We start from the raw sequence: 25,650 nt of genomic DNA, 5'->3' as shown, positions 1-25,650 counted from the left end.
CGTGAGACTGCCATGATTGCAGGCGAAACGGGCGACGGGTTTTGGAAAGCATGCCGTGACGCCACACAACGAGGCTAGCAAAGGCGACTACGCAAGCACGGTGCTGCTGCCGGGCGACCCGCAGCGCGCTGAATGGATGGCGGAGACCTTTCTGGAAGCGCCGCGCTGCGTCAACCGCCGCCGCGGCGCGCTCGGCTTTACCGGGTTGTTTCGCGGCAAGCCTGTCAGCGTCCAGTCCACCGGCATTGGCGTCCCGTCATTCCTGGTCTACGTGCACGAGCTGCTGGATTTCTACGGTGCGAAAACGTTGATCCGCACCGGCACCTGCGGCGGCCTGACCGCTGAGGTGGTGCTGCGCAGCCTGGTGATCGCGCAATCGGTGCGCGGCGAAAATGCGGAGAGCGGCCAGGTTTTTGGGCTCTATCGTGCCGATGCCGGCCCCGATCCTGCATTGTTGGCCCAGGCGTTGGCCCGGGCTGCGGAACTCGGCATCGACCATCGGGCCGGGCTGACCATCTGCAGCGATATTTTTTATCATCCGCTGGGGCGCGAACGCTTTGCCGAAGCACAGGCACAGGGGGCGCTCGCCGTGGATATGGAAACCAGCGCACTCTACCGCATTGCGGCCGATTTCGGCGCCCGGGCGCTGTCGATCCTGACCGTCGTCGACAATGTGGCAACCGGCGAGCAGACCGACTATTCCGAACGCCAGGGCCTTTTCACCGATATGACCCGGCTGGCGCTCGACATGGCGGCGGAGAGCTAGGCGGCTTCTACTTCGGAGTACGGAAGCTCGCCAGGTTCCGTACTTTTCAACGCTTCGTGCAGGTCGAGGCGGTAAAGGCGCCGTCTGGCTGCTTCATGATGATGTCGAAGGACGGGGTGGTTCCGCTTTCCAGCGTCGCCTGCGTAAGCGAGATCGAGTTGCCACCGCTGGTGTAGCCGCCCAGCGGACCCAGCCAGGTAATCACCCCGTCTGCATCCATCTGGTAGTTATAACTCTGCGGCGCGGTGCCGAAGCTAACCGGACCGCTATAGACGTTTCCCTTGATGGCGATGTCGCCGAGGCTGAGGAACATGCCTAGCAGATAGACTTCGCAATGATAGGAGCCGTCCGGCAGCTTGCCGTCGCTGAAGCCGGCGCGCGCTACGGTCGTCGTCGCCAGCAGAAGCATGGTGATGAAAATGCAAGACGTTCGGAAGGCCATGGCGTCGCTCGTTTAAGGGTTCGAACTTGCCCCATTTCGCTGCGGCGCTGCAATCCTCGCCAGCGCTCATATGATGCTGCTCAAAATTCGGGCATTGGCCTGTATATGAGTAAAACTTAGGCTGATACGAGTGATCTTTTCTCATTTCAAACTTGGCAAGCGAGGTTCATCTCCTGCGGCTAATACATTAACCGACTGACAGGGCTGGGAAATCTCAAACCCTCCGATCTTTCGCCGGTGATTGGCACAGCCGTTGCATGGTCTGTTCCGATGCAGTTAACCAGCTTGGGAGTTTAAAAGTATGAGGGGCAGTTTCTCGACAATAACAAAAATGTTTTCGGCCGGCGTGATCACCGCCGGCCTGCTGATGAGCGTTCCCGCCAAGGCGGCCGACGACACCATCAAGGTCGGCATCCTCCATTCGCTGTCGGGAACCATGGCGATCTCGGAGACAACGCTGAAGGACGCCATGCTGATGCTCATCGAAGAGCAGAATGCCAAGGGCGGCCTGCTCGGCAAGAAGCTCGAGGCGGTGGTCGTCGATCCGGCTTCCAACTGGCCGCTATTCGCCGAAAAGGCGCGCGAGCTGATCTCGAAGGACAAGGTCGCGGCGGTGTTCGGCTGCTGGACCTCGGTGTCGCGCAAATCGGTGCTGCCCGTGTTCAGCGAGCTCGACAACATCCTGTTCTACCCCGTCCAGTACGAAGGCGAGGAAAGCGAGCGCAACGTGTTCTACACCGGTGCGGCGCCGAACCAGCAGGCCATTCCCGCGGTCGACTATTTGATGAGCGAGGACGGCGGTTCGGTGAAGCGCTGGGTTCTCGAAGGCACCGACTACGTCTACCCGCGCACCACCAACAAAATCCTCGAGGCCTATCTGAAGGCCAAGGGCGTCGCTGCGGAAGACATCATGGTCAACTACACGCCGTTCGGCTTCTCCGACTGGCAGACCGAAGTTTCGGCGATCAAGAAGTTCGGCTCGGCCGGCAAGAAGACCGCCGTGGTCTCGACCGTCAATGGCGACGCCAACGTGCCGTTCTACAAGGAGCTCGGCAACCAGGGCATCAAGGCCGAGGACATCCCGGTCATGGCCTTCTCGGTCGGCGAGGAAGAGCTTGCCGGTCTGGACACTGCGCCGCTGGTCGGCCATCTCGCCGCCTGGAACTATTTCGAGAGCGTCGACACGCCCGAGAACGCGAAGTTCATCGCCGACTGGCACAAATTCATCAAGAACGACAAGCGCACCACCAACGACCCGATGGAAGCCCATTATATCGGCTTCAACATGTGGGTGAAGGCGGTCGAGAAGGCCGGCACCACCGATCCGGACAAGGTAATCGACGCCATGGTCGGCGTCTCGGTGCCGAACCTGACCGGCGGTTATTCGACGATGATGCCGAACCATCACATTACCAAGCCGGTGCTGATCGGCGAAATCCAGGCCGACGGCCAGTTCGAAACCGTTTCGCAGACGCCCGGCCTGGTGATGGGCGACGAGTGGTCCGACTATCTGCCTGACTCCAAGGACCTGATCTCCGATTGGCGCGCGCCTCTGTCCTGCGGCAACTTCAACGTTGCCACCGGCAAATGCGGCGGCAAGGGAACCAACTGATCCTCCCGGTCTGTCCTCCCAGACCCGCAAGCCTCCGGGCAGGCTCCTCCTCCAGCCTGCCCGGAGGCGACATTCAATCTTCAAGAGCCACCAGAAACCAATGATCCTGATCCGCGCGATTGGCCTGATGCTGCTCCTTCTCCTGGGGACGCTGCTGCCGTCGAACGCCAGCGAAGCAGATCTGCGCGTGGTCATCGCCAAATTCGCCACCGCCGCCAATTTTCCGGCGATAGAAGCCGTTGTGCGGGAGCTTGCGGCTTCCGGCGATCCGGCCGTAGAACGGCCGCTTGCCGCGCTTGCGGAGGGCAGCCTTTACGTGCGCAAGGCCGATTCACTGGTTTTTGTCGGCAAGGAGAGCGGCGACGGTATCGAGCTGCTCGATGCGCTTACCGGCGAAGGATCGGGCGAAGCTGCCAAGGCCGACATCACCAAGATCAAGGTCAACAACACGCTGCGCCGCGTCATTCGCGATGCGTTGGGCACGCTGACGCTCGGCTCCAAGGACCCGGCCGTGCGCATTGCCGCCGCCGACACAATGTTCAAGACGCCGGACGCGGCAAACATCGAGCCGGTCGACACCGCGATCGCCAATGAGAGCGTGGCAAGCGTCAAGGCGCTGCTAGAACAGGCCCGCGCCGCGTCGATTCTCGTTTCCGACAGGCCGGAGGCCGACAAACTGGCGGCAATCGCGCTCATCAGTGCGCGCGGCGACCGCGATGCGGTGTCGCTGCTCACGTCGGTAGAGGCCAGTTCCGAAGGTGCGGTGAAGGACGCGGCGACCGCGGCGATCGCCGACATCAACTCGACGCTGGCGCTGTGGGATGCCGGCCAGAACATCTGGTACGGCATATCGCTCGGATCGGTGCTGCTGCTGGCGGCGATTGGCCTTGCCATCACCTTCGGCGTCATGGGCGTCATCAACATGGCGCATGGCGAGATGGTCATGCTCGGCGCCTACACGACCTTCGTCGTGCAGGAGGTTATTCGCAATTCCTTTCCCGGCCTGTTCGACTGGTCGCTGGTCATCGCCCTGCCGCTGGCCTTCCTGGTGGCGGCGCTCGTCGGCCTTGTCATCGAGCGCGGGCTGATCCGCTATCTCTACGGTCGGCCACTGGAAACCCTGCTGGCGACATGGGGTGTGTCGCTGATCCTGCAGCAGGCCGTACGCACCATCTTCGGGCCGACCAACCAGGAGGTAGGCAACCCGTCATGGATGTCCGGCTCGTTCAATATCGGCCAGCTTGCCGTGACCTGGAACCGGCTCTGGATCCTGGTATTCGCGCTCGGCGTGTTCGCGGTGCTGCTCTACGTGATGAAACGCACGCCCTGGGGGCTGCAGATGCGTGCCGTCACCGCCAATCGCCGCATGGCCGCCTCGATGGGCATCAGGACGCCTTGGGTCGATGCGCTAACGTTTGCACTCGGCTCCGGCATTGCCGGCATCGCCGGTGTCGCGCTCAGCCAGATCGACAACGTCTCGCCCAATCTCGGCCGCGGCTACATCATCGACAGCTTCATGGTCGTCGTTTTCGGCGGTGTCGGCAATCTTTGGGGCACGCTGGTCGGCGCTTTCTCGCTCGGCATCGTCAACAAGTTCCTCGAACCTTATGCCGGAGCAGTGCTCGGCAAGATCGTCGTCCTGGTGCTGATCATCCTGTTCATCCAGAAACGCCCGCGCGGTCTGTTCGCGCTAAAGGGCCGGTCGGTGGAAGCATGATCACGGGACGCTTCTTTGCCGCCGGCGCCGACCGCCGCGTCGCCATCACCATCTTCATCCTGCTGGCGGTTGCAATCGTCGTGCCGCTGCTCAATCTTGCGGTCTCGCCGACAAGTGCGTTTTACGTGCCGTCCTATATCGTCGCGCTCACCGGCAAATACCTCTGCTATGCACTGCTCGCCTTGGCGCTCGATCTCGTCTGGGGCTATTGCGGCATCCTCTCGCTCGGCCACGGCGCCTTCTTCGCACTCGGCGGCTATGCGATGGGCATGTATCTGATGCGCCAGATCGGGTCGCGGGGCGTCTACGGCAATCCGCTGCTGCCGGATTTCATGGTGTTCCTTAACTACAAGGAATTGCCATGGTTCTGGTATGGCTTCGACCACTTCTGGTTTGCCGCGGTCATGGTGCTTGCGGTGCCCGGCCTGCTCGCCTTCGTCTTCGGCTGGTTTGCCTTCCGCAGCCGCGTCACCGGCGTCTACCTGTCGATCATCACCCAGGCGATGACCTATGCGCTGCTGCTTGCCTTTTTCCGCAACGACATGGGTTTCGGCGGCAATAACGGCCTGACTGATTTCAAGGACATTTTGAGCTTCAACGTGCAGGCCGACATGACGCGCTCGGCGCTGTTCGCGGCCAGCGCCGTCATGCTGGCGTTTGCCGTCTTCGTCACCTGGGCAATCGTCGGTTCCAAGTACGGCAAGCTTTTGATGGCGGTGCGCGACGCCGAAAGCCGCACACGCTTCCTCGGCTGGCGGGCGGAGAACGTCAAACTGTTCGCCTTCACCGTGTCGGCGGTGATGGCCGGCATCGCCGGTGCGCTTTACGTGCCACAGGTCGGCATCATCAACCCTGGCGAATTCGAGCCGTCCAATTCGATCGAGGTGGTGGTGTGGGCGGCCGTCGGCGGGCGCGGCACCATCGTCGGGCCGATCATCGGCGCGCTTCTGGTCAATGCCGGTAAATCCTGGTTCACCGGCGTGCTGCCTGAATTCTGGCTGTTTGCGCTGGGCGGACTGTTTGTCGCCGTCACGCTGTTCCTGCCCAAGGGCATCATCGGCATGTGGGATTCCTGGCGCGGCAACGCCAAGGCGCTGCGGGCGGCCTCGGTTGCCGAAGAAGCCGGCATCGATCCCGATGCGCCGGTGCCGCCGAAAACCGACCGCTCGGCGGCGAGAAGGCCGGGCGACTGGTCGGCCTCCGGCGCCGAACCGCAGCCGGCGGAGTGATGGCCTGATGTCGAAGAGCAACACCATCCTCTATCTCGACGGCGTGTCGGTTTCCTTCGACGGGTTTCGCGCCATCAACAACCTTTCGCTGGTGCTCGACAAGGGCGAGATGCGGGCGATCATCGGCCCCAACGGCGCCGGAAAGACGACGATGATGGACATCGTCACCGGCAAGACGCGGCCCGACGCGGGTGAAGTTTTCTTCAACGGTGAGGTCGACCTAACCAAACACGACGAGGCCGAAATCGCCATGATGGGCATCGGCCGTAAATTCCAGAAGCCGACCGTCTTCGAAAGCCACACGATCGAGGACAATCTGATGCTGGCGCTGAAAGGCCCGCGCTCGATCTTCCCGGCACTGTTCCATCGTCGCTCGGCCGCGGACGTGCGGCAGATCGACGACATCCTCGGCATCATCCGGCTTGGCGACAAGCGTGACGAACTCGCCGCCAATCTGAGCCACGGCCAAAAGCAATGGCTCGAGATCGGCATGCTTCTGGCGCAGGATCCGAAGCTGCTGCTGGTCGACGAACCGGTTGCCGGCATGACCGACGCCGAGACCGAGGAAACCGCGCGGCTGCTCAGGGATATCGCGCGCGACCATTCGGTCATCGTCGTCGAGCACGACATGCATTTCGTGCGCGAGCTCGGCGTCAAGGTTACCTGCCTGCACGAAGGCTCGGTGCTTTCCGAGGGCAGCCTCGACTTCGTTTCGGCCGACGAGCGCGTCGTCGAAGTCTATCTGGGGAGATGAACATGGTCTGGCGCGTTCCGTTCCATCATTTCGACCTTTCGTTCTTCACGCGTTGGAGAAAGCGCTGACCATGCTCGAAGTCTCCAATGCCACGCTGCACTACGGCGCTGCCCAGGCGCTGCGCGGCGTCTCGCTGAAGGCCGGCGCCGGCAAGATCACCTGCGTGCTCGGCCGCAACGGCGTCGGCAAGACCAGTTTGATGAGATCGATCGTCGGCCATGACCGGCTGACGAGCGGAAGCGTTGCCTTCGAGGGGAAGGCGCTCGACCGGAGCGCGGCGTATGATCGCGCCCGGTCGGGCATCGCATTCGTGCCGCAGGGCAGGGAGATATTTCCGCTGCTTACGGTGCGGGAAAACCTCGAATCGGGTTTTGCGCCGTTGAAGCGCGCCGATCGCAACATTCCCGGTCACGTCTTCGAATTGTTTCCGGTGCTGAAGCAGATGCTCGCGCGCCGCGGCGGCGATCTTTCCGGCGGCCAGCAGCAGCAGCTTGCCATCGGCAGGGCGCTGGTGATGCGGCCGAAGCTGCTGGTGCTCGACGAGCCGACCGAAGGCATCCAGCCGTCGATCATCAAGGACATCGGCCGCGCCATCCGCTATCTGCGCGACCAGGCCGGTATCGCCGTGCTTCTGGTCGAACAATATCTCGACTTCTGCCGGGAATTGGCCGACGAGGTCAACATCATGGACCGCGGTCAGATCGTCCATACCGGCCCCGCCGAGGATCTCGACCGGGCGGACGTCCGCAAATTCCTGACTGTCTGAATTCTTATTGATTCCATTACTTTGCAACTCTGGCGCGCTGCAGATTGCGTGCTAGATTTTGCTTGGCTTGGTGAGTCGGCCGCTTTCCGTAGCAGTTTCAACTTGGCAGATCAGGGGAAGGCGCGGCTGCGTCCGCACGCTTGCGCGCAGGCCCTTCCAGCGATCTGTTGTCGTCCAACATTTCGGGTGCTTGGGAGCCAGGGCCAGACGATGGAGCGCTATGTCGAGGACTACCAGAAACGACGGCTCACGGAGCGCGTCGATATCCTGACAGCCATCAACATTCTGAAATCGCAGGGGTATGACCATGACGAACTCATCGCGGAGATCACCAAGGTCTTCTATGTCGATCTCGATGCTTTCAACGAGATCGTCAGGGTTGATCGGCGTCCGGACGAACGCGCCGCATAGCCGGTAGTTTAGGACCAAGCCAGGCGGACCACCGACAGCGGGGCGTCAGCCTGCGACCCGCTTCATCAGCGCGATGGCGCCGAATGGAGCGCGGACCTTGCCCTCGGTGATGAAGTAGACAAACACATCGCGTGGCTTGACTGGCGCGTCGGTTGAAGGATCGGCGCGCGACAGGTCGGCCGGCACCTTGCCTTCCGCCCAGGTTTTTGCGCGCGCCGCCCATTCGTCGAGCGCCTTTGGCGTGTAGCAATCGGGATTGTCGTCGCTGCCGGTCTGCAGCCGCGCATAGATGAAATCGCCGGTAACGTCGGCAATCCCCGGATATTTGGCGTGGTCCGCATAGACGATGGCGGCCTTATGCTTTCGCGCCAAGGCGGCGAACTCCGGCACGACGAAGCTGTCGTTGCGCACCTCGACCGCGTGGCGCAGCGCAACGCCGTCCTGCTTTTCCGGCAACAGCTTGAGGAAGGCCTCGAAATCGTCTGGGTCGAATTTCTTGGTCGGCGCGAACTGCCACAGGATCGGCCCGAGCTTGTCGCCAAGTGCCGCGACGCCCGACCCGAGGAAGCGCATGATCGATTCCCCGGCCTCGCCGAGCACGCGGCGGTTGGTGACGAAGCGGTTGCCCTTCAGCGAATAGACGAAACCATCCGGCGCCTCGTTGGCCCATTTGACGAAGGTCGGCTCCTTGAAGCTCGAATAATAGGTGCCGTTGACCTCGATAGTGGGCACCTGCCGGCTGGCATAATGCAGTTGCTTGGCCTTCGACAATTTGTCCGGGTAGAAGGACGTGTCCCACGGCTCGAAGGTCCAGCCGCCCATGCCGGCGCGGATTGTTCCTGATTGAGTCATGGTCGTCCTCCCGGTTTGCAGAAAAGGATCACGCGGTGGCGGTCGTCTCGACGGCTTTCGCCATGTCGACGACCGTCCATCCTGGCCGATATGGATTGGGCCGGCGACCCGTTTCGCGAAAGCCGTAGGCCTTATACAACGAAACGTTCCGTTCCATTCTGGCATTGGTGTAGAGTCGGATTTCAGGCAAGCTCCACAGGCGCGTCTGCTGCTCGGCCCAGTCGAGCAGCCCGATGCCGAAACCCTTGCCCTGAAAGGCGGGCGCAACGGCGACGCTGAAGATCATTGTATGGTCCGCATGTCGTTCGAGAACGATCAAGCCGGCCGGCTGTCCGTCCTGCTCCGAAAGCCAGACCTCGCCGCGTTCTATGCGCGGCGCATAGTCCTCGGTGACGGGGATCGGCGGCGCTCCGAACAGGGCAGTGTAGGGCGCGTAGGCGTCGGTGGTGAGCGAGATCACCATGGGGAGATCATCGGCCCGAGCGGCTCTCATGATCAAAACTGGCCCGCGCCGGCAGCGGCCGCAATCACCTTGTCCATACCGGCCGCTATCGCGGCGACGGCATTGCGACTGGCGTCGCCCAAGCCGTGGCGCTCAGCGAGCCAGTGCGCGTCATTGTAGGAGAGCCAGACCTTGCCTTGCTCGTCCTCCCAAGCCAGTGCCTTGACCGGCAGATCGATGCCGGCAAGCTGCCGGTCCTGCATCAGCGGCGTGCCGCCTTTCGGGTTGCCAAAAATCAGAAGCTGGGTCGGACGCAGGGAAGCTTCGACACTGCGCGCACCGGCGGCGTGGTCAATGCGGGCGAAGACCAGCAATCCTGCACGTTCCACAGTCCCGACCAGGCGATCGATCGTTTCGGCCACGCCGAAGCGGCTTTGGACCGTGATGAGACCGTTCTTTGCCATCACTCCGCCGCTTCGCGCTTGCCTCCGGGGCGCCGCTCCAGCAAGTCCCTCAGGAACTGCCCGGTATAGCTGCGTTTTTCGCGGACGATGTCCTCCGGCGTGCCGGACGCCACCAGCTCACCGCCGCCGTCACCACCTTCGGGGCCAAGATCGAGTACCCAGTCAGCCGTCTTGATCACCTCGAGATTGTGCTCGATGACGACGACCGTGTTGCCCTGGTCGACCAGCTCGTGCAGCACTTCGAGCAGCTTGGCTACGTCGTGGAAATGCAGGCCGGTGGTTGGCTCGTCGAGGATGTAGAGCGTCTTGCCGGTCGCCTTGCGTGATAGTTCCTTGGCGAGCTTGATGCGCTGCGCCTCGCCGCCCGACAAAGTCGTTGCCTGCTGGCCAACATGGATGTAGCCGAGGCCGACCCGTTTCAGCGTCTCCAGCTTGTCGCGCACGCCAGGCACGGCGGCGAAGAAATCGACGCCTTCCTCGACCGTCATGTCGAGAACGTCGGCGATCGACTTGCCCTTGAACAGCACGTCCAGCGTTTCGCGGTTGTAACGCTTGCCGTGGCAGACGTCGCAGGTGACGTAGACGTCGGGCAGGAAGTGCATCTCGATCTTGATGACGCCGTCGCCCTGGCAGGCCTCGCAGCGGCCGCCCTTGACGTTGAACGAGAAGCGCCCCGGCTGGTAGCCGCGCGCCTTGGCCTCCGGCAGGCCGGCGAACCAGTCGCGAATCGGCGTGAAGGCGCCGGTATAGGTGGCAGGGTTGGAACGCGGGGTGCGCCCGATCGGCGACTGGTCGATGTCGATGACCTTGTCGAGGAATTCCAACCCCTCGATGCGGTCGTGCTCGGCCGGATGCTCGCGCGAGCCCATGATGCGGCGCGACGCCGCCTTGAACAGGGTCTCGATCAGGAAGGTCGACTTGCCGCCGCCGGATACGCCGGTGACGGCGGTAAACGTGCCGAGCGGGATTTCGGCGGTGACGTTCTTCAGGTTGTTGCCGCGCGCGCCGACGACCTTCAGCCGGCGGTTCTTCTTGGCCTCGCGGCGCCGTGCCGGCGTCGCCACTTCGAGCTCGCCCGACAGGTATTTGCCGGTGATCGAAGCGGGCGTCGCCATGATCTGCTGCGGCGTGCCCTGGGCGATGATGTGGCCGCCATGAATGCCGGCAGCCGGGCCGATATCGACGACATAGTCGGCATGCAGGATGGCGTCCTCGTCGTGCTCGACGACGATGACCGTGTTGCCGATGTCGCGCAGATGCTTCAGCGTGTCGAGCAGGCGGGCGTTGTCGCGCTGGTGCAGACCGATCGACGGCTCGTCCAGCACGTAAAGTACGCCGGTCAGGCCGGAGCCGATCTGCGAGGCAAGACGGATGCGCTGGCTCTCACCGCCTGAAAGCGTGCCGGAGTTGCGCGACAGCGTCAGATAGTCGAGACCGACATCGTTGAGGAAGCGCAGCCGCTCTCGGATTTCCTTGAGCACGCGCACCGCAATCTCGTTCTGCTTGTCGTTGAGCGAAGCGGGCAGATCGGTGAACCACTGGTCGGCCTTGCGGATGGACAGCTCGGTGACCTCGCCAATGTGCTTGCCGGCGATCTTGACCGCGAGCGCCTCGGGCTTCAGCCGATAGCCGCGGCAGGCCGGGCAGGGCGTGGCCGACATGAAGCGCTCGATCTCCTCGCGCATCCAGGCGGATTCCGTTTCCTTCCAGCGGCGCTCGAGGTTGGGGATGACGCCCTCGAAGGTTTTCGTCGTCTTGTAGGAGCGCAGGCCGTCATCGTAATGGAAGGTGATTTCGCGCTCGCCGGTGCCGTGCAGGACGGCTTGCCTTGCCTCCTCGCTCAAATCCTTGAACTTGTCGCCGAGCTTGAAGCCATAGGCGACGCCCAGCGCTTCCAGCGTCTGCGCATAATAGGGCGAGCTCGACTTCGCCCAAGGGCTGACGGCGCCGGCGCGCAGCGAGACATTCTCGTCGGGCACGACCAGGCTGGCATCAATGGCGCGTTGGCTGCCGAGCCCGTCGCAGGTCGGGCAGGCGCCGAACGGATTGTTGAAGGAGAACAGCCTGGGCTCGATCTCGGGAATGGTGAAGCCGGACACCGGGCAGGCGAACTTTTCCGAGAACAGCATGCGTTCATGCGTCTCGTTCTTCGATTTGTTGACCGAATCCTCGCCGGTCTGGCTGGCGTCGAGCGGCTTGTCGGCAAATTCCGCCACCGCCAGCCCGTCGGCCAGCTTCAGCGCGGTCTCGATGGAATCGGCGAGCCGCGTCGCCAGATCGCCGCGCACGACGATGCGGTCGACGACGACGTCGATGTCGTGCTTGTACTTCTTGTCCAGCGCCGGCACGTCTGCGATCTCATAGAAGACGCCATCGACCTTGACGCGCTGAAAACCCTTCTTCTGCAGCTCCAGCAGTTCCTTGCGGTACTCGCCTTTGCGGCCGCGCACCATCGGCGCCAGAATGAACAGCCGGGTGCCTTCCTCGACCGCAAGCACCCGGTCGACCATCTGCGAGACCGTCTGGCTCTCGATCGGCAGGCCGGTGGCCGGCGAATAGGGTACACCGACGCGGGCGAACAAAAGCCGCATATAATCGTAGATCTCGGTGACGGTGCCGACCGTCGAACGAGGGTTCTTCGAGGTGGTCTTCTGCTCGATGGAGATGGCCGGCGACAGGCCGTCGATCTGGTCGACGTCCGGCTTCTGCATCATTTCGAGGAATTGCCGTGCATAGGCCGAAAGGCTCTCGACATAGCGGCGCTGGCCCTCGGCGTAGATGGTGTCGAAGGCAAGCGACGACTTGCCCGACCCCGACAGGCCGGTCATGACGATCAGGCTGTCACGCGGCAGGTCGAGATCGACATTCTTCAGATTGTGTTCGCGTGCCCCGCGAATGGAGAGATATTTATGGTCGGCCATCGCCGGTCGCCGCCTCAGAATCTGGAATTCGTGGGATGGGCGGGTTTTCCCGACCACCCCCTATGTAGGTAATTTCGCCGCCTTTTCGAGAGACGCCACAACTCTCGACCAAAGCGTTTAACCGCCTTTCGCGCGAACGGGCAAGCGGAAAGAACAAAGGCCGAACACGCTCCTGACAAAAGCTGCCCGTGAGGCCGGCTTCACAAAGCGTCTCGCGATCACATTTTTCGGCAACCCGGCTATTCAAGGTTGACGTCCCCGCGTCATGGGGGCAGAATCCAATTGTCAACGAAGCCGGCCGTCTTTCGATGGCCTCGCGGCCTGGGGCTAGCCTGCGAGACGCCGCGGGTTATGCGATGAGCGCTTCGACGACAGTCGCAACGAACAGAAGGAGAGCAGAGGCATGACTCCACCGGATTGTTCCTTGAGGCTCCACGTGTCGCTGGAGCCGCGGCAGGTATAAGTAGCCAGGTCAGGCGTTTAGCGCTACCTGCCCACGTTGACCTGCCGATCCCCACAACAATCAGAGACTGCTAGTCGGATCGTCGGCTGAACGCCGCGAAGCATCCGAAATAAAAAGCCGGCAGTACACTCCCGGCAATTTGGATTTCAGATCCAAGAAGGCCCCGTCAGTTGCAAAGCAATGGCGGGGCTGTTCGTTTGAAGCGCAATATTTGTGGTTCACACCAGGCGAACTTAGCGGCTGGAGGGCCTGATCCTGCCGGTAGCGACATCAATGGTGATGCTACCGGAAATCCGAACGTCGGTATCGCCAATCTTGAAGGTGCCGTTGCCGCTGCCTAGAGCCATATCGTCAGGCTCAGGCCGCGGCGCTGGCTCGGCGATGCGATAATCGCTGGTCACACCGGGCAGAGCGCCCTTTTGCGAAGACGTCGAATTATCTTGGGCAAGTGCCATACCCACCAGCATGTTCGTGCCGGCAACGGTAGCGATGGCAAGGCATAGCAGGCTGGATGAGCGGCTGGCGGTCATCGCCGGACTATAGTGCCGCGATAGCGGCAAGACCAGACCGATGGCGCTGAAATTGCGGGCGCTCAATCGCCTCAGTTCCGTCCGCCGGCCCGGCACGTTCATGCGGCCTGCTTGCGAGTGTCGAAGACATGGTCGACGAGGCCCCAATCCTTGGCCTCCTGCGCGGTCATGAAAAAGTCGCGGTCGAGCGTGCGTTCCACTTCTTCGTAGGTGCGGCCGCAATGGCGGGCGTAAAGATCGGTCATGCGCCGCTTGGTGCGAAGGATGCCCTCGGCATGGCGCTGGATATCGGAGGCCTGGCCCTGGAAACCGCCGAGAGGCTGATGCAGCACGATGCTGGTGTTGGGTAGCGCGATGCGCCGCCCCGGTGTGCCGGCCATCAAAAGGAACGAGGCCATCGAGGCGGCGAAGCCCATACAAACCGTGGAGACCGGGCAACTGATATACTGCATCGTATCGTAGATCGCGAAACCGCTGGTCACCACGCCGCCCGGCGAGTTGATGTAGAGCGAGACCTCCTTGTCGGGATTGTCGGATTCCAACGACAGAAGCTGGGCGCAGACCAGCGCTGAGGTGCCGTCATCGATTGGGCCGTTGATGAAGACGATGCGCTCGCGCAGCAGCCGCGAAAATATGTCGAAGGCACGTTCGCCGCGGCTCGACTGCTCGATCACCATCGGCACCAGATTGGCAAGGCCGCTCATCGGTTGTCTCCGTTGACTGTTGTCGTTCAGGCCGCGCGCAGGAAGAGGCGCGGGGTGTTTGCGGCGATCTGCTTGTGCCTGGGAGTGCGCGCGTCAAAGGAAAGCCGGCAACCGGCGCCTGCCATCGCGATCTCCGGCACTGCTGCCCGAGCAAAACCATCATGGACGATGCGCAGATGCGTGCCGCCGGAAACGGTGCGGTCGAGCGTAAAGGTGACGATGCTGTCCACTGGGCTGTCGTTCATTGCGCTGTCCAGGGGACCGCCGGGCGGCACCTGCGTATCGCCGGGCGCCGGCCGCTCCCGCCAGGAATAGCGCAGCAGCCGTCCGGGATCCGCGTCGAGGATTTCGCACTCGATCGGCGCATTCGGCGCTTTAAAGGCAAAGCGGTTGCCGATTTCGGGCTTGATGTCGTTCGGCATCATCCAGGCCGCGAGCAGGTCCGGCACCGTCAGCGCCCGCCACACCTGTTCCGGCGGTTCGGGCAGCTCGCACTCGAACTCGATCTTGTCTGCGGCCATTTCGGCGCGTTCTTTGCCTCGGTTGGTCATTGGTCCATGTCCTTCAAAACCGTCTTGAGCCTTTCGATGCGCTCTGGCCAGAACGCACGGTAGCGTTCGATCCAGCCGAGCAGTGGCGCAAGCCCCTTCGGATCGACGCGGTAATAGGCGTTGCGACCGGCCCGGCGCTCGACCACGAGGCCGGCGCCGCGCAGCACTGCGAGATGTTGCGATACCGCCGGCTGCGATACCGGTATGCCAGTGCGCAGTTCCGACACCGTCATCTCGCCGTCGGCGAGCCGCTCATAGACGGCGCGACGCGTTGGATCCGCTAGTGCCCGAAAAATGTCTGCTTCGATCATGCCGAAAGCATAAGTCAATACTTATCGGTTTGGCAAGCCGTGTTTTTTAAGACAGGCGGTATTTTTTAAGACAGGCGAGGTTTTACAAACTCGCTGGAAGCCAGCGTCTCACCATGTCGGGGGATCCGTTGAACGTCGCCTCGAAAACTGGTGACGCGAGCACAGCATGAATATGAAGCAATTCGGAGCCGACGTTTCGGAAGCCATGTTGCCTGTACGCGGCGACAACAAGCGACTGTCCGGCAGTCAAGACGAGATGCTCTTCGTCGATCCACATCTCGGCCCTGCCAGCGATGACGGTAAGTACTTCCTCGACCGGGTGCCAATGTGTCGGGGCGCCAACGGTGGGTTCGACCCATTGTTCAAACATGCAAAGTTGAGTTGCGCCGTTGCGGGCAGAGACATGCATGCGGGTCTTTACTCCCGTCCGCCACTCTTCTTGCGGCTGATCGTTATGCGCAACCATCTTCATGCGTTCGCCTCGATCCCATGGTCTGTGGAAATTCGACGCCAAGACACTACTTCTTACTGACAACTATTGACAGTGCAGGGCCTCTCCTATAGAACGAAAAGAGAACAAAAACCTTGTGGGAAAAGGCAGCGACGGCAGGCAGGGATTGTCCATAGCCTGTAAGGTGCGGCGACAAAAATTCGGTTTCGGATGAGCGCGGAGAAGTATCATGGCGGGTAGCGTCAACAAGGTCATTCTGGTGGGCAACCTCGGGGCGGACCCTGAAATCCGCCGCCTGAATTCGGGTGACCCGGTCGTCAACATCCGCATCGCGACGTCGGAAAGCTGGCGCGACAAGACGTCCGGAGAGCGCAAGGAAAAGACCGAGTGGCACAATGTCGTGATCTTCAACGACCAGATCGCCAAGGTGGCCGAGCAGTATCTGAAGAAGGGCATGAAGGTCTATGTCGAGGGCCAGCTGCAGACGCGCAAATGGCAGGACCAGACCGGCAATGACCGCTATACGACCGAAATCGTGTTGCAGAAATTCCGCGGCGAGCTGCAGATGCTCGATGCGCGGGGCGAGGGCGGCGGCCAGGTCGGCAACTATGCCGGTGGTGGTGCGAGCCGCGGTTCCGATTTCGGCCAGTCCGGCCCGGGCGAAAGTTTCAATCGCGGTGGCGCCAACAAGGGCGGCGGCGGTGGTTCGTCGCGCGAGCTGGACGACGAAATCCCGTTCTGATTTCTCGGGCGGACTGCCCTTGCGGCGAAAAGCGCCGGCACCTTGGCCACGAAATGGCGTCCCGAAAATCTGTCTTGGATTTTCGGGACGTTGTGCGTTTGAGCGGTGAAAGGACGTATCAGGTGAAGGCAAGGGTCAAATGGGTCGAGGAGCGCACTTTCGTTGGCGAGTCCGCCAATGGGCACAAGCTGGTGCTAGGCACTGCGTTCGGGCCGGAGGGCAAGACGCCGGGGCCGAGCCCAATGGAACTGGTGCTGATCGGCACTGGCGGCTGCTCGGCCTATGACGTGGTCCATATCCTCGAAAAGGGGCGCGAGGCGGTCGAAGATTGCGTGGTCGAACTCGATGCCGACCGTGCAGAAGCCGATCCCAGGGTGTTCACCCGCATTCACATGCATTTTGTCGTCAAGGGCCGGGCGCTATCACACGCCAAGGTGAAGCGGGCGATCGGGCTTTCGATCGAGAAATACTGCTCGGCCTCGGCAATGATGGCCAAGACTGCCGAGATTACCCACGACTTCGAAGTCATTGAAACGACAGCGAAGTAGGGCTGTTCCTACGTCGCCATCAGCGCCTTGATGCCGTCGGCGACGAACTGTACGGCGAGCGCCGCCAGGATGACGCCGAGCAGCCTTGTCAGGATCGAACGGCCGGTTTGGCCGAGGATACGGTCGATGCGCTCTGACAGCACGAACACCAGGTAGGTGATGACGAGGCAGATGGCGATGATGCCGACAAGGGCTGTCTGCGCACCCAAACCCTGAAACGAGCTTGAGAGCAGGACGGTCGCCGAAATCGCGCCGGGACCGGCAATGAGCGGGATCGCCAGCGGAAAGGCGGCGATGTTGTGGATCATGTCCCTGGTGATGGCGACGTCGCCGATCTTCTCCTTGCGGTCCTGCCGGCGCTCGAACACCATTTCGAAGGCGATGAAGAACAGCAGAAAGCCGCCGGCGACGCGGAAGGCCGGCAGAGTGATGCCGAAGACTGACAGGATCGACGCGCCGGCGATTGCGAACAACGCCATTACCAGGAAGGCGATGACCGAGGCGCGCACGGAGACCTGGTTGCGCTCCTCGCGGTTCATGCCGCGGGTCACGGCGAGGAAGAGCGGCGCCAGGCCGGGCGGATCGATCGTCACCAGTATGGTGACGAAAGCGTTGAACAGGCTGTCGAAGCTCGGCATGCTGACCCTCCCCGCCGGCAAAGCCGGATAACGGGATTGGTAGAGCAAAGCGGAGCCAGTGGAAACCGTGCGGATCAGGGGCTGACGGCCCGGCGCGCCAGAAACTCGACTTCAAGACGCCAGGTAGCGCCGTCGTCCTGTGAGCGTTCGCCCAGCCAGCGGAACGAATTTTCGGTGATGCGCGAAAAGCTCCAGCGCACAGCAGATCCGGTGCCGTCTGCGCCTTGCTGGATGATGGTGTCGCCCTCGGCACGGCCGAGCTGGCGGCTGTAGTACTGATTGCGCGGATCGCTCCAGAAGATGTGCCAGGCGTCAACGCCGGGATCGTAGACGCGCAACGTCGTGCCATAGAAGGTCCATTTGCCGAGCGAGGGCGAGGGGCCGGCGTCACGGGCAGGCAGGATCCATACGTCCTGGATCGCGCGGCCTTCGAGCACCCAGCCGAAATGCACTTCGCCGCGCCCGGTCAGCACCTGACCGTCCTCGAGATGGCGCGTGGCGTCGAACGTCCAGGCGCCGACGAAGCGGCCATAAAGATTCAGTTTCTCGGCAAGGGCCGGTACGGGCCCATCGCTGTGCAGGACCTTGGCAAAGGAATTGGACATGGCTTCGCTCTCATCTTGTCAGGAGACCGGCAAGCATAGACGCCGACAGGGGTTCTGCGCTTGGGAAAAGTTGCTATGTTTCGGCGATGACGACGAGCGCGCACAGGCTGGCGTCGGGCCGAGGCTGGCAGGTGTCGGATGTCATCTGCACCGCCAGCGCCGCCGACAGGCCATTCGAGGAGGAGCATCGGGATTTCTGCGTTGCCGCCGTAACCAACGGCACCTTCCGCTATCGTGCGCGCGAGGGCACGGCGATGCTGGCGCCGGGCGCGCTCCTGCTCGGCAATCCCGGCACATGCTACGAATGCGGGCACGAGCATGGCGCCGGCGACCGTTGCCTCTCCTTCCATTTCGGACCGGCCTATATGGAGCGGATCGTCGCCGACGTGCCGGGCGCCAAGACGCTCGATTTCGGAACGCCGCGCCTGCCGCCCTTGCCGGCGCTGGTGCCGCTGCTTGCCGAAGCGGAGGCGGCGCGCGAGATGGCCGACACCGGCGTGTTCGAGGAACTCGCCCTGCGCATTGCCGGTGCCGCGGTAACTGCGGCTTGCAGCGCTACGGATCGGGGACGGACGCCGAGCCGCCGTGACCAGAAGCGTGTCGCCGAAGCGGTGCGGCGCATCGAAGTCGATGCCGACCGGCCGATCTCGCTTGCCGAACTCGCCGACGAGACCGCCACCAGCCCTTACCATTTCCTGCGCACCTTCCGGCACGTTGCCGGTATGACGCCCTACCAATTCCTGCTGAGAGCGCGGCTGCACAGGGCAGCCGTGCGGCTGCGGACGTCGGATCAGACGATTTCGGCGATTGCCTTTTCGGCGGGATTCAACGATCTATCAACCTTCAATCGCCGTTTCCGGCGGCTGATGGGCGAGGCGCCGGGTACTTATCGCGCCCGCCGGCGACGCCCGTGAAAGGGTACACGGCCATATCGTCGCAATTGGTTTATCCTTTTGAATTTGCCGCTAAAAACCACACTGGAAAACTGCCGCGATTGTTGGAGTTTCAGGCTGGCTTCCTATATAAGCACCAAGTGATTCCTGATTAGATTGTGATCCGATTTGACCGACCAAAAGACACCGCGCGGCGCCGACGGCGGCCCCACCGGCATCGAGCCGATATCCATCATCGAGGAGATGCAGCGCTCCTATCTCGACTACGCCATGAGCGTGATCGTCAGCCGCGCATTGCCGGACGTGCGCGATGGCCTCAAGCCGGTGCATCGCCGCATCCTCTACGCCGCCTATGAGAGCGGCTATCACTGGAACCGCAAATATGTGAAATCGGCACGCCCGGTCGCCGACGTGATGGGTAAATACCATCCGCATGGCGACGCCTCTATCTACGACGCTTTGGTGCGCATGGCGCAGGATTGGTCGCTGCGCGTGCCGCTGATCGACGGGCAGGGCAATTTCGGCTCGATCGACGGCGATCCGCCGGCGGCGATGCGCTACACGGAATCGCGGCTGACCAAGGTCGCGCATGAGTTGCTGGAAGACATCGACAAGGACACCGTCGATTTCCAGGACACTTACGATGCGTCGGGCAGCGAACCGAAAGTCCTGCCGGCGCGCTTCCCGAACCTGTTGGTCAACGGCTCCGGCGGTATCGCCGTCGGCATGGCCACCAACATCCCGCCGCACAATCTGGGCGAGGTCTGCAACGGCGCCATTGCCCTCATCGATAATCCGGCGATCGACCTTCCGGCGCTGATGGAGATCATTCCGGGACCGGATTTCCCGACCGGCGGCATCGTGCTTGGCCGTTCCGGCATCTACAGCGCCTATTCGACCGGCCGCGGCTCCATCGTCATGCGCGGCCGCGTCAACGTCGAGGCGCGCGGCAACGATCGGGAATCGATAGTCATCACCGAGGTTCCCTATCAGGTAAATAAGGCGTCGATGATCGAGAAGATGGCCGAGCTGGTGCGCGACAAGCGCATCGAAGGCATTTCCGACATTCGCGACGAGAGCGACCGCCAGGGCTACCGCGTCGTCATCGAACTGAAGCGCGACGCGGTCGCCGATGTCATTCTCAACCAGCTTTACCGCTTCACCCCGCTGCAGACGTCCTTCGGCGCCAACATGGTGGCACTGAACGGCGGCAAGCCGGAATTGCTGACTCTGACCGACATGCTGAAGGCGTTCGTCGCCTTCCGTGAGGAGGTGATCAGCCGGCGCACGAAATTCCTGCTGCGCAAGGCGCGCGACCGCGCCCATGTGCTGGTCGGCCTTGCCATCGCTGTTGCCAACATCGATGAAGTCATCAAGCTGATCCGCAGCGCTCCGGACCCGCAGACGGCGCGCGAGCAGTTGATGGAGCGGCGCTGGCCTTCGGGCGACGTGGAATCGCTGATTCTTCTGATCGACGATCCGCGCCATCGCATCAACGAGGATGGCACCTACAATCTCTCCGAGGAGCAGGCGCGCGCCATCCTCGAACTGCGCCTGCAGCGCCTGACCGCGCTCGGCCGCGACGAGATCGCCGACGAGCTGAACACGATCGGCGACGAGATCAAGGACTACCTGGACATCCTCTCGTCCCGCGCCCGCGTCCAGCAGATCGTCAAGGACGAGCTCATCGCCGTTCGCGACGAGTTCGGCACGCCGCGCCGTACCGAGCTCGCCGAGGGCGGGGCGGACATGGAAGACGAGGACCTGATCCAGCGCGAGGACATGGTCGTCACGGTCAGCCATTCCGGCTACATCAAGCGCGTGCCGCTGTCGCTCTACCGGGCGCAGCGCCGCGGCGGCAAGGGCCGCTCCGGCATGTCGACCAAGGAAGAGGATTTCGTCACCCGGCTGTTCGTCGCCAACACGCACACGCCGGTGCTGTTCTTCTCCTCGCGCGGTATCGTCTACAAGGAAAAGGTCTGGCGCCTGCCGATCGGCAACCCACAATCGCGCGGCAAGGCGCTGATCAATATGCTGCCGCTCGAACAGGGCGAGCGCATCACCACGATCATGCCGCTGCCGGAGGATGAGACGAGTTGGGGCGAGCTCGACGTCATGTTTGCCACCACGCGCGGTACCGTGCGTCGCAACAAGCTGTCGGACTTCGTCCAGGTCAACCGCAACGGCAAGATCGCCATGAAGCTGGACGAGGAAGGCGACGAGATCCTCGGCGTCGAGACCTGCACCGACAATGACGACGTGCTTTTGACGGCAAGTTCCGGCCAGTGCATCCGCTTTCCGGTCAGCGACGTACGCGTCTTCCAGAGCCGCAATTCGGTCGGCGTGCGCGGCATTGCGATGGCCGATGGCGACCGGGTGATCTCGATGGCGGTGATCGAGCATGTCGATGCGCCGCCGGCGGAGCGTGCCGCCTACCTCAAGCGGGTGGTGGCCGAACGCCGGCTCGCTGCTGACATCGCGGCCGGCGAGGAGGAAGAAATCCAGCTCACCAATGAAGAGGTCGGCGAAGAGGCAGAGCTTTCCGACGACCGCTATGAATTCCTCAAGGCGCACGAGCAGTTCGTGTTGACGGTGACGGAATATGGCTACGGCAAGCGTTCATCGTCCTACGATTTCCGCCTGACTGGCCGTGGCGGCAAGGGTATTCGCGCCACCGACGTCTCGAAAACGGCCGAAATCGGCCGCCTGGTGGCGACCTTCCCGGTCGGCAATGACGATCAGATCATGCTGGTTTCGGATGGCGGCACCGTTATCCGTGTTCCAGTGAACGGCATTCGTTTCGCCAGCCGCGCCACCAAGGGCGTTACCATCTTCAATACCGCAGAGGGCGAGAAGGTCGTTTCGGTGGAGCGAATTTCAGAACCGCAAGCGGATGAAGAGATCGAAGAGAATGCTGAAAGCGGCGCTGTTGCCGATGCCGATGGTAGGGAGCCCGATACTTCCGTCGAGTGAGTTTGGCACGACGACGCCAGCCCTGTGGGCCGGCGTGTGAAGACACCCGCAATCTAGAAGCGGCGATAAGGCCTGCGGTTGCCGAAGCCCTCGAACCGCTTGGTATTGGCCTTGGCGCGGACGCGCTGTGCTTCCTGATGCAACCCGAATAGGGTGGCGATCAGCATGGCGACGGTCATTGCGGTGGCGAGCATGTAGATCAGCATGTGCGTGTTCTCCTGCGCCTAACAACGATTAGATGGGTGTTTGGTTTCATCTCCTGCAGCTGCAACTTAGTGAACACTGCGTGAAGCTGTTGTGGGCGGCACATTCATCTGTCGTTCACGTCGGCCAAAAGGTTCACGGCGCGGGCTGGCGATCGGATTTGCCTTTAGGAGAGAGGCTCGCTAGAAGCACCTGCCATGACCGAACGCATCGCCCTTTATGCCGGCTCTTTCGACCCGCTGACCAACGGCCATCTCGACGTGCTGAAGGCGTCGCTGGCCGTGGCGGATACAATCTATGCGGCGATCGGCATCCATCCCGGCAAGAAGCCGTTATTTTCCTTCGAGGAACGGGTTGGCCTGATCGAAACGGCCGCGAAGGCGGAATTCGGCAGCGACGGTGCGCGTATCAAAGTAGTCGCCTTCGACGGGTTGGTAATCGACGCGGCCAGGAAGCATGGCGCCTCGATCATGATCCGCGGCCTGCGCGACGGCACCGACCTTGACTATGAGATGCAGATGGCCGGCATGAACGAGACCATGGCGCCGGAGCTGCAGACGGTGTTCCTGCCCGCCAGCCCTTCGGTGCGCACCATTACCGCCACACTTGTGCGCCAGATAGCTTCGATGGGAGGCGACATCCGTCCCTTCGTGCCGGCGGCCGTGGCCGGCGCGCTCACCGCCAAATTCGCGAAATAAATGCATGTCACCCAAAAGTGGAACCCGGCTTTGGGTAACGACATGCATGAACGAAGATATTCGGAGAAAGATCCCATGCAGCTGAAAAAGCTTGCCTTCTTGCTTGCCGTGCTTGCCGGTCTTGTGACCGCATCCGTGTCGGCCTTTGCCGCCGATCCGGAAAACACCATGATCGTAACGCTGAAGGACGGCGACGTGACCATCGCGCTGAGGCCCGACCTTGCGCCGAAGCACGTCGCGCAGATCAAAAAGCTGGTGCGCCAGGGCGCCTACGACAACGTCGCCTTTCACCGCGTCATTGACGGGTTCATGGCGCAGACCGGCGACGTCAAGTTCGGCAACATGAAGAGCGGCTTCAATGCCGACGCTGTCGGCACCGGCGGCTCCGATCTTCCTGACCTGCCGGCCGAATTCTCCAGCACCGAGCACTACCAGCGCGGCGTGGTCGGCATGGCCCGCTCCGACGATCCGAATTCCGCCAATTCGCAATTCTTCATCATGTTCGCGCCGGCACCGCCGCTCGATGGCCAGTACACCATCGTTGGCAATGTCGTCAGCGGCATGGAGTTGGTGGACCACATCAAGAAAGGCGACGAGGCGCAGAACGGCACGGTGACCGACCCCGATCGCATGATCAAGGTGCGCATCGCCGCGGACGGCAAGTAACCTCAATTGTTCAAAAGGATATTTCTGACATGGCCGAAATCAAGGACCGCGAGAACGCGCTTATCATGGACACGACCAAGGGCAAGGTCGTCATCGAATTGTTTCCAGATCTGGCGCCCGGCCATGTCGACCGTATCAAGGAGCTGGCGCGCGAAGGCGCCTATGACGGCGTGGTCTTCCACCGCGTCATCGACGGCTTCATGGCGCAGACCGGCGACGTGAAGTTCGGCAATTCCAACAAGCCGTCTTTCGCGCCATCGCGCGCCGGCACTGGCGGTTCCGACAAACCCGATCTGAAGGCCGAGTTCTCCAACGCCAACCACGGCCGCGGCACCTGCTCGATGGCGCGCTCGCAGAACCCGAACTCGGCCAATTCGCAGTTCTTCATCTGCTTCGACGATGCCGCCTTCCTCAACCGCCAGTACACGGTATGGGGCCAGGTCATCGAAGGCATGGACAACGTCGACAAGATCAAGCGCGGCGAACCGGTGCAGGATCCTGACAAGATCGTGTCGCTCAAGGTCGCGGCCGACGTGAAATGACCGGCCGGGCTGTCGCGGCAATCGCATTTGTGCTCGTCGCGGCGGCCACTCCGGCGCTGGCAACGGAATCGATCGTCTGCAGCGCCGACGGCGGCGCGGCATCGATCGACGTTTTGATGGGACACACGGCCGTCATTGCGGTCGCGCGTGTGTGGCTGGATGCCGGCGGCAAGACATGGACCACGGATGGACAGCCAGGCTCAACGAAAGTCATCGTTGGACAGGCATTCGAAGACGACGAGCGCATGCTGATCGACCTCACCGACGAAGGCATCAGCTCGATCGTCGCCAAATTGCGGCTGGTCAAGGCCAGCGAGCAGTCCAGCTTCGCGATGGGCGGCACATTGAGCATAGACGGTGTCGGCGCCTGGGCGGTGACCTGCCCGGAACCTTGAGGCGGGGATCTCTTGCGCGTCGACCTTTTCGACTTCGATCTGCCGGAGGAGCGCATCGCGCTTCGCCCAGCCGAGCCGCGCGACAGTGCCAGGATGCTGGTGGTCAGGCCGGGTGAGGGGCTCGAAGACCGGACGGTGCGCGACCTGCCGGCCCTGCTCAAGGCCGGTGATGTGCTGGTCTTCAACGACACCAAGGTCATTCCGGCACAGCTGAAAGGCATCAGGCGGCGCGGCGAGGCGGCGGCGCAGGTCGAAGCCACGCTGCATATGCGGATGGCGCCCGACCGCTGGCTGGCCTTCATGCGTCCGGGCAAGCGCATCGCCGCCGGCGATCGTATCCATTTCGGTCATGACGCCAATTCCTGCCTTCTCGGCCAGCTCGACGCGACCGTGATCGAGAAGGGAGAAGGCGGCGAGGTGCTGCTCGGCTTCGACCTGTCAGGTCCGTTCCTCGACGAGGCGCTGCATGCAGTCGGCCACATCCCGCTGCCGCCCTACATCGCCTCCAAGCGTGACGACGACGAACGCGACCGCAGCGACTATCAGACCATTTATGCGAGGGAGGAGGGCGCGGTCGCCGCGCCGACGGCAGGGCTGCATTTCACGCCGGAGCTGTTTGCGACGCTCGACGCCAAGGGCATAGAGCGCCGTTTCGTCACGCTGCATGTCGGCGCCGGCACGTTCCTGCCGGTGAAGGCGGACGACACCGCCGACCACAAGATGCACGCCGAAACCGGTTCGGTCAGCCCGGAAACCGCCGAGGCGCTGAATGCGGCGAAAGCAAAAGGAGGGCGCATTATCGCCGTCGGCACGACATCGCTGCGCTTATTGGAGAGCGCGGCTGGCGAGGACGGCAGGCTGGCCGCATGGTCAGGCCCGACAGACATCTTCATCACGCCCGGCTATCGTTTCAAGACCGCTGACTTGCTGATGACCAATTTCCATCTGCCGCGTTCGACGCTGTTCATGCTGGTTTCGGCCTTCTGCGGTTTGCAGACGATGCGGGCGGCCTATGCGCATGCCATCGAGAATCGCTACAGGTTTTATTCCTATGGAGACGCAAGTCTTCTGTTCAGGGAGGATACCGATGGACGATGACCTGGAAACCTTCGACCGGGAAGCCTTGATCGCCGAGGTCAGGAAACTGCGCGCCGGCATCCGCCAACACCGCGACGCCACCGGCCATGATCTGTGCTGGCACCATCCCGACCTCTGGTCACTTTTGCCCGAAAAAGACCGACCCGGCGATTGCCGTGCCGCCGTGGCCGAAATTCATGCGCGGCTGCATCCGCTACCGGCAATCACTCGACAAGCAGGCCCCGGACGCGCCGGTATTCGACAAGGAGTTCGATGGCTAGGG

General features: G+C 62.4%; 29 protein-coding genes and 1 pseudogene. 17 read left to right on the top strand and 13 right to left on the bottom strand.

Going from position 1 to position 25,650, the window contains the following annotated elements:
* The first annotated feature begins 55 nt into the window (after nt 1-55).
* Nucleotides 56-766 carry a purine-nucleoside phosphorylase gene (locus tag NKH33_RS20760; RefSeq protein WP_352448746.1) on the top strand — a complete coding sequence of 237 codons (711 nt, stop codon included), beginning with the start codon at nt 56-58 and terminating at the stop codon, nt 764-766.
* A gap of 46 nt (nt 767-812) precedes the next feature.
* Here the strand turns inward: NKH33_RS20760 and NKH33_RS20755 are convergent, their stop codons facing one another.
* On the bottom strand, nt 813-1,208 hold the full coding sequence (locus NKH33_RS20755) for a hypothetical protein (RefSeq protein WP_352448747.1): 396 nt from the start codon (nt 1,206-1,208) through the stop codon (nt 813-815).
* Nucleotides 1,209-1,509: 301 nt separating this feature from the next.
* Between NKH33_RS20755 and urtA the strand changes: the two genes are divergently transcribed.
* The 6 genes from urtA (at nt 1,510) to NKH33_RS20725 (ending at nt 7,697) form a co-directional block, all read left to right on the top strand.
* Nucleotides 1,510-2,820, top strand: coding sequence for an urea ABC transporter substrate-binding protein (urtA, locus tag NKH33_RS20750; protein WP_352770357.1), 1,311 nt, complete (start codon nt 1,510-1,512; stop codon nt 2,818-2,820).
* A gap of 100 nt (nt 2,821-2,920) precedes the next feature.
* The gene (gene urtB / locus NKH33_RS20745; protein ID WP_352921223.1) at nt 2,921-4,537 is read left to right on the top strand and encodes an urea ABC transporter permease subunit UrtB; all 1,617 of its coding nucleotides are present in this window, start codon (nt 2,921-2,923) and stop codon (nt 4,535-4,537) included.
* On the top strand, nt 4,534-5,766 hold the full coding sequence (gene urtC, locus NKH33_RS20740; RefSeq protein ID WP_352921221.1) for an urea ABC transporter permease subunit UrtC: 1,233 nt from the start codon (nt 4,534-4,536) through the stop codon (nt 5,764-5,766). The genes urtB and urtC overlap by 4 nt, the downstream gene beginning before the upstream one ends.
* 7 nt (nt 5,767-5,773) lie before the next feature.
* Nucleotides 5,774-6,520, top strand: coding sequence for an urea ABC transporter ATP-binding protein UrtD (gene urtD, locus NKH33_RS20735; protein WP_023674855.1), 747 nt, complete (start codon nt 5,774-5,776; stop codon nt 6,518-6,520).
* A 70-nt stretch (nt 6,521-6,590) separates the two neighbouring features.
* The gene (urtE, locus tag NKH33_RS20730; protein ID WP_352921219.1) at nt 6,591-7,286 is read left to right on the top strand and encodes an urea ABC transporter ATP-binding subunit UrtE; all 696 of its coding nucleotides are present in this window, start codon (nt 6,591-6,593) and stop codon (nt 7,284-7,286) included.
* Nucleotides 7,287-7,496: 210 nt separating this feature from the next.
* Nucleotides 7,497-7,697: a hypothetical protein gene (locus NKH33_RS20725; RefSeq protein ID WP_023674857.1), complete on the top strand. Its 201-nt coding sequence runs from the start codon at nt 7,497-7,499 to the stop codon at nt 7,695-7,697.
* 45 nt (nt 7,698-7,742) lie between these two features.
* Here NKH33_RS20725 and NKH33_RS20720 read toward each other — a convergent pair whose 3' ends face one another.
* The 9 genes from NKH33_RS20720 to NKH33_RS20680 form a co-directional block, all read right to left on the bottom strand.
* On the bottom strand, nt 7,743-8,549 hold the full coding sequence (locus NKH33_RS20720; RefSeq protein ID WP_352478977.1) for a DUF72 domain-containing protein: 807 nt from the start codon (nt 8,547-8,549) through the stop codon (nt 7,743-7,745).
* Between the two features lie 28 nt (nt 8,550-8,577).
* A complete protein-coding gene (locus tag NKH33_RS20715; RefSeq protein ID WP_352921217.1) occupies nt 8,578-9,048 on the bottom strand; it encodes a GNAT family N-acetyltransferase in 471 nt (156 codons plus the stop codon).
* Nucleotides 9,045-9,455 (bottom strand): DUF302 domain-containing protein, encoded by a 411-nt coding sequence (locus NKH33_RS20710; RefSeq protein ID WP_352593519.1) that lies wholly within the window; start codon nt 9,453-9,455, stop codon nt 9,045-9,047. Before NKH33_RS20710 ends, NKH33_RS20715 begins: the two co-directional genes overlap by 4 nt.
* Nucleotides 9,455-12,376: an excinuclease ABC subunit UvrA gene (gene uvrA / locus NKH33_RS20705; protein ID WP_352770370.1), complete on the bottom strand. Its 2,922-nt coding sequence runs from the start codon at nt 12,374-12,376 to the stop codon at nt 9,455-9,457. The genes NKH33_RS20710 and uvrA overlap by 1 nt, the downstream gene beginning before the upstream one ends.
* A 696-nt stretch (nt 12,377-13,072) precedes the next feature.
* A complete protein-coding gene (locus tag NKH33_RS20700) occupies nt 13,073-13,471 on the bottom strand; it encodes a hypothetical protein (protein WP_352770373.1) in 399 nt (132 codons plus the stop codon).
* Nucleotides 13,468-14,073: an ATP-dependent Clp protease proteolytic subunit gene (locus NKH33_RS20695; protein ID WP_352455702.1), complete on the bottom strand. Its 606-nt coding sequence runs from the start codon at nt 14,071-14,073 to the stop codon at nt 13,468-13,470. The genes NKH33_RS20700 and NKH33_RS20695 overlap by 4 nt, the downstream gene beginning before the upstream one ends.
* A 26-nt stretch (nt 14,074-14,099) precedes the next feature.
* The gene (locus NKH33_RS20690) at nt 14,100-14,624 is read right to left on the bottom strand and encodes an SRPBCC family protein (RefSeq protein WP_352921214.1); all 525 of its coding nucleotides are present in this window, start codon (nt 14,622-14,624) and stop codon (nt 14,100-14,102) included.
* Entirely contained in the window at nt 14,621-14,935 is a 315-nt protein-coding gene (locus NKH33_RS20685) for an ArsR/SmtB family transcription factor (protein ID WP_352448759.1), read from the bottom strand. The genes NKH33_RS20690 and NKH33_RS20685 overlap by 4 nt, the downstream gene beginning before the upstream one ends.
* 82 nt (nt 14,936-15,017) lie before the next feature.
* Nucleotides 15,018-15,407, bottom strand: coding sequence for a cupin domain-containing protein (locus NKH33_RS20680; protein ID WP_352471700.1), 390 nt, complete (start codon nt 15,405-15,407; stop codon nt 15,018-15,020).
* 208 nt (nt 15,408-15,615) lie between these two features.
* On the opposite strand from NKH33_RS20680, the gene NKH33_RS20675 reads away from it, so the two are divergent.
* Nucleotides 15,616-16,128 (top strand): single-stranded DNA-binding protein, encoded by a 513-nt coding sequence (locus tag NKH33_RS20675; RefSeq protein ID WP_352448761.1) that lies wholly within the window; start codon nt 15,616-15,618, stop codon nt 16,126-16,128.
* 122 nt (nt 16,129-16,250) lie between these two features.
* Nucleotides 16,251-16,676: an OsmC family protein gene (locus tag NKH33_RS20670; RefSeq protein ID WP_352770376.1), complete on the top strand. Its 426-nt coding sequence runs from the start codon at nt 16,251-16,253 to the stop codon at nt 16,674-16,676.
* An 8-nt stretch (nt 16,677-16,684) separates the two neighbouring features.
* Here the strand turns inward: NKH33_RS20670 and NKH33_RS20665 are convergent, their stop codons facing one another.
* Nucleotides 16,685-17,314, bottom strand: a complete 630-nt coding sequence (locus tag NKH33_RS20665) for a MarC family protein (RefSeq protein WP_023674869.1) — start codon at nt 17,312-17,314, stop codon at nt 16,685-16,687.
* 74 nt (nt 17,315-17,388) lie between these two features.
* Nucleotides 17,389-17,919, bottom strand: coding sequence for a hypothetical protein (locus NKH33_RS20660; protein ID WP_352471699.1), 531 nt, complete (start codon nt 17,917-17,919; stop codon nt 17,389-17,391).
* Nucleotides 17,920-18,005: 86 nt separating this feature from the next.
* Here NKH33_RS20660 and NKH33_RS20655 point away from each other — a divergent pair, with 86 nt between their 5' ends.
* Both NKH33_RS20655 and gyrA read left to right on the top strand, forming a co-directional pair.
* Nucleotides 18,006-18,833: a helix-turn-helix transcriptional regulator gene (locus tag NKH33_RS20655; protein ID WP_352471698.1), complete on the top strand. Its 828-nt coding sequence runs from the start codon at nt 18,006-18,008 to the stop codon at nt 18,831-18,833.
* 147 nt (nt 18,834-18,980) lie between these two features.
* Entirely contained in the window at nt 18,981-21,785 is a 2,805-nt protein-coding gene (gyrA, locus tag NKH33_RS20650) for a DNA gyrase subunit A (RefSeq protein WP_352471697.1), read from the top strand.
* 53 nt (nt 21,786-21,838) lie between these two features.
* On the opposite strand, the gene NKH33_RS20645 is transcribed toward gyrA, so the two are convergent.
* Nucleotides 21,839-21,991 (bottom strand): hypothetical protein, encoded by a 153-nt coding sequence (locus NKH33_RS20645; protein WP_352502504.1) that lies wholly within the window; start codon nt 21,989-21,991, stop codon nt 21,839-21,841.
* A gap of 195 nt (nt 21,992-22,186) precedes the next feature.
* On the opposite strand from NKH33_RS20645, the gene coaD reads away from it, so the two are divergent.
* From coaD to NKH33_RS20615, 6 genes and pseudogenes are all read left to right on the top strand, one after another.
* Nucleotides 22,187-22,687, top strand: a complete 501-nt coding sequence (coaD, locus tag NKH33_RS20640) for a pantetheine-phosphate adenylyltransferase (RefSeq protein ID WP_352448768.1) — start codon at nt 22,187-22,189, stop codon at nt 22,685-22,687.
* Between the two features lie 75 nt (nt 22,688-22,762).
* Nucleotides 22,763-23,353, top strand: a complete 591-nt coding sequence (locus NKH33_RS20635; protein ID WP_352471695.1) for a peptidylprolyl isomerase — start codon at nt 22,763-22,765, stop codon at nt 23,351-23,353.
* Between the two features lie 29 nt (nt 23,354-23,382).
* Nucleotides 23,383-23,895: a peptidylprolyl isomerase gene (locus NKH33_RS20630; protein ID WP_352471694.1), complete on the top strand. Its 513-nt coding sequence runs from the start codon at nt 23,383-23,385 to the stop codon at nt 23,893-23,895.
* Nucleotides 23,892-24,290 (top strand): hypothetical protein, encoded by a 399-nt coding sequence (locus tag NKH33_RS20625; protein WP_352682863.1) that lies wholly within the window; start codon nt 23,892-23,894, stop codon nt 24,288-24,290. The genes NKH33_RS20630 and NKH33_RS20625 overlap by 4 nt, the downstream gene beginning before the upstream one ends.
* A 12-nt stretch (nt 24,291-24,302) precedes the next feature.
* Nucleotides 24,303-25,388 (top strand): tRNA preQ1(34) S-adenosylmethionine ribosyltransferase-isomerase QueA, encoded by a 1,086-nt coding sequence (queA, locus tag NKH33_RS20620; protein WP_352540593.1) that lies wholly within the window; start codon nt 24,303-24,305, stop codon nt 25,386-25,388.
* Nucleotides 25,378-25,648 (top strand): annotated as a pseudogene (locus tag NKH33_RS20615) (hypothetical protein). Before queA ends, NKH33_RS20615 begins: the two are co-directional and overlap by 11 nt.
* Nucleotides 25,649-25,650: the final 2 nt, after the last annotated feature.

Source organism: Mesorhizobium sp. M1182, assembly GCF_040318335.1.
Classification (GTDB): domain Bacteria; phylum Pseudomonadota; class Alphaproteobacteria; order Rhizobiales; family Rhizobiaceae; genus Mesorhizobium.
This window is presented reverse-complemented; position numbering and strand designations above follow the sequence as displayed.

Bases quoted from the DNA above. Each gene is read 5' to 3' on its own strand.
- urtC (WP_352921221.1), top strand. From the start codon at position 4,534: ATGATCACGGGACGCTTCTTTGCCGCCGGCGCCGACCGCCGCGTCGCC.
- NKH33_RS20660 (WP_352471699.1), bottom strand. From the start codon at position 17,919: ATGTCCAATTCCTTTGCCAAGGTCCTGCACAGCGATGGGCCCGTACCG.
- urtB (WP_352921223.1), top strand. From the start codon at position 2,921: ATGATCCTGATCCGCGCGATTGGCCTGATGCTGCTCCTTCTCCTGGGG.
- NKH33_RS20685 (WP_352448759.1), bottom strand. From the start codon at position 14,935: ATGATCGAAGCAGACATTTTTCGGGCACTAGCGGATCCAACGCGTCGC.
- NKH33_RS20695 (WP_352455702.1), bottom strand. From the start codon at position 14,073: ATGAGCGGCCTTGCCAATCTGGTGCCGATGGTGATCGAGCAGTCGAGC.
- NKH33_RS20675 (WP_352448761.1), top strand. From the start codon at position 15,616: ATGGCGGGTAGCGTCAACAAGGTCATTCTGGTGGGCAACCTCGGGGCG.
- NKH33_RS20655 (WP_352471698.1), top strand. From the start codon at position 18,006: ATGACGACGAGCGCGCACAGGCTGGCGTCGGGCCGAGGCTGGCAGGTG.
- NKH33_RS20625 (WP_352682863.1), top strand. From the start codon at position 23,892: ATGACCGGCCGGGCTGTCGCGGCAATCGCATTTGTGCTCGTCGCGGCG.
- coaD (WP_352448768.1), top strand. From the start codon at position 22,187: ATGACCGAACGCATCGCCCTTTATGCCGGCTCTTTCGACCCGCTGACC.
- NKH33_RS20680 (WP_352471700.1), bottom strand. From the start codon at position 15,407: ATGAAGATGGTTGCGCATAACGATCAGCCGCAAGAAGAGTGGCGGACG.
- NKH33_RS20665 (WP_023674869.1), bottom strand. From the start codon at position 17,314: ATGCCGAGCTTCGACAGCCTGTTCAACGCTTTCGTCACCATACTGGTG.
- urtA (WP_352770357.1), top strand. From the start codon at position 1,510: ATGAGGGGCAGTTTCTCGACAATAACAAAAATGTTTTCGGCCGGCGTG.
- NKH33_RS20645 (WP_352502504.1), bottom strand. From the start codon at position 21,991: ATGCTGATCTACATGCTCGCCACCGCAATGACCGTCGCCATGCTGATC.
- urtD (WP_023674855.1), top strand. From the start codon at position 5,774: ATGTCGAAGAGCAACACCATCCTCTATCTCGACGGCGTGTCGGTTTCC.
- NKH33_RS20720 (WP_352478977.1), bottom strand. From the start codon at position 8,549: ATGACTCAATCAGGAACAATCCGCGCCGGCATGGGCGGCTGGACCTTC.
- NKH33_RS20710 (WP_352593519.1), bottom strand. From the start codon at position 9,455: ATGGCAAAGAACGGTCTCATCACGGTCCAAAGCCGCTTCGGCGTGGCC.
- urtE (WP_352921219.1), top strand. From the start codon at position 6,591: ATGCTCGAAGTCTCCAATGCCACGCTGCACTACGGCGCTGCCCAGGCG.
- NKH33_RS20630 (WP_352471694.1), top strand. From the start codon at position 23,383: ATGGCCGAAATCAAGGACCGCGAGAACGCGCTTATCATGGACACGACC.
- NKH33_RS20700 (WP_352770373.1), bottom strand. From the start codon at position 13,471: ATGAACGTGCCGGGCCGGCGGACGGAACTGAGGCGATTGAGCGCCCGC.
- uvrA (WP_352770370.1), bottom strand. From the start codon at position 12,376: ATGGCCGACCATAAATATCTCTCCATTCGCGGGGCACGCGAACACAAT.
- NKH33_RS20690 (WP_352921214.1), bottom strand. From the start codon at position 14,624: ATGACCAACCGAGGCAAAGAACGCGCCGAAATGGCCGCAGACAAGATC.
- NKH33_RS20635 (WP_352471695.1), top strand. From the start codon at position 22,763: ATGCAGCTGAAAAAGCTTGCCTTCTTGCTTGCCGTGCTTGCCGGTCTT.
- NKH33_RS20755 (WP_352448747.1), bottom strand. From the start codon at position 1,208: ATGGCCTTCCGAACGTCTTGCATTTTCATCACCATGCTTCTGCTGGCG.
- NKH33_RS20725 (WP_023674857.1), top strand. From the start codon at position 7,497: ATGGAGCGCTATGTCGAGGACTACCAGAAACGACGGCTCACGGAGCGC.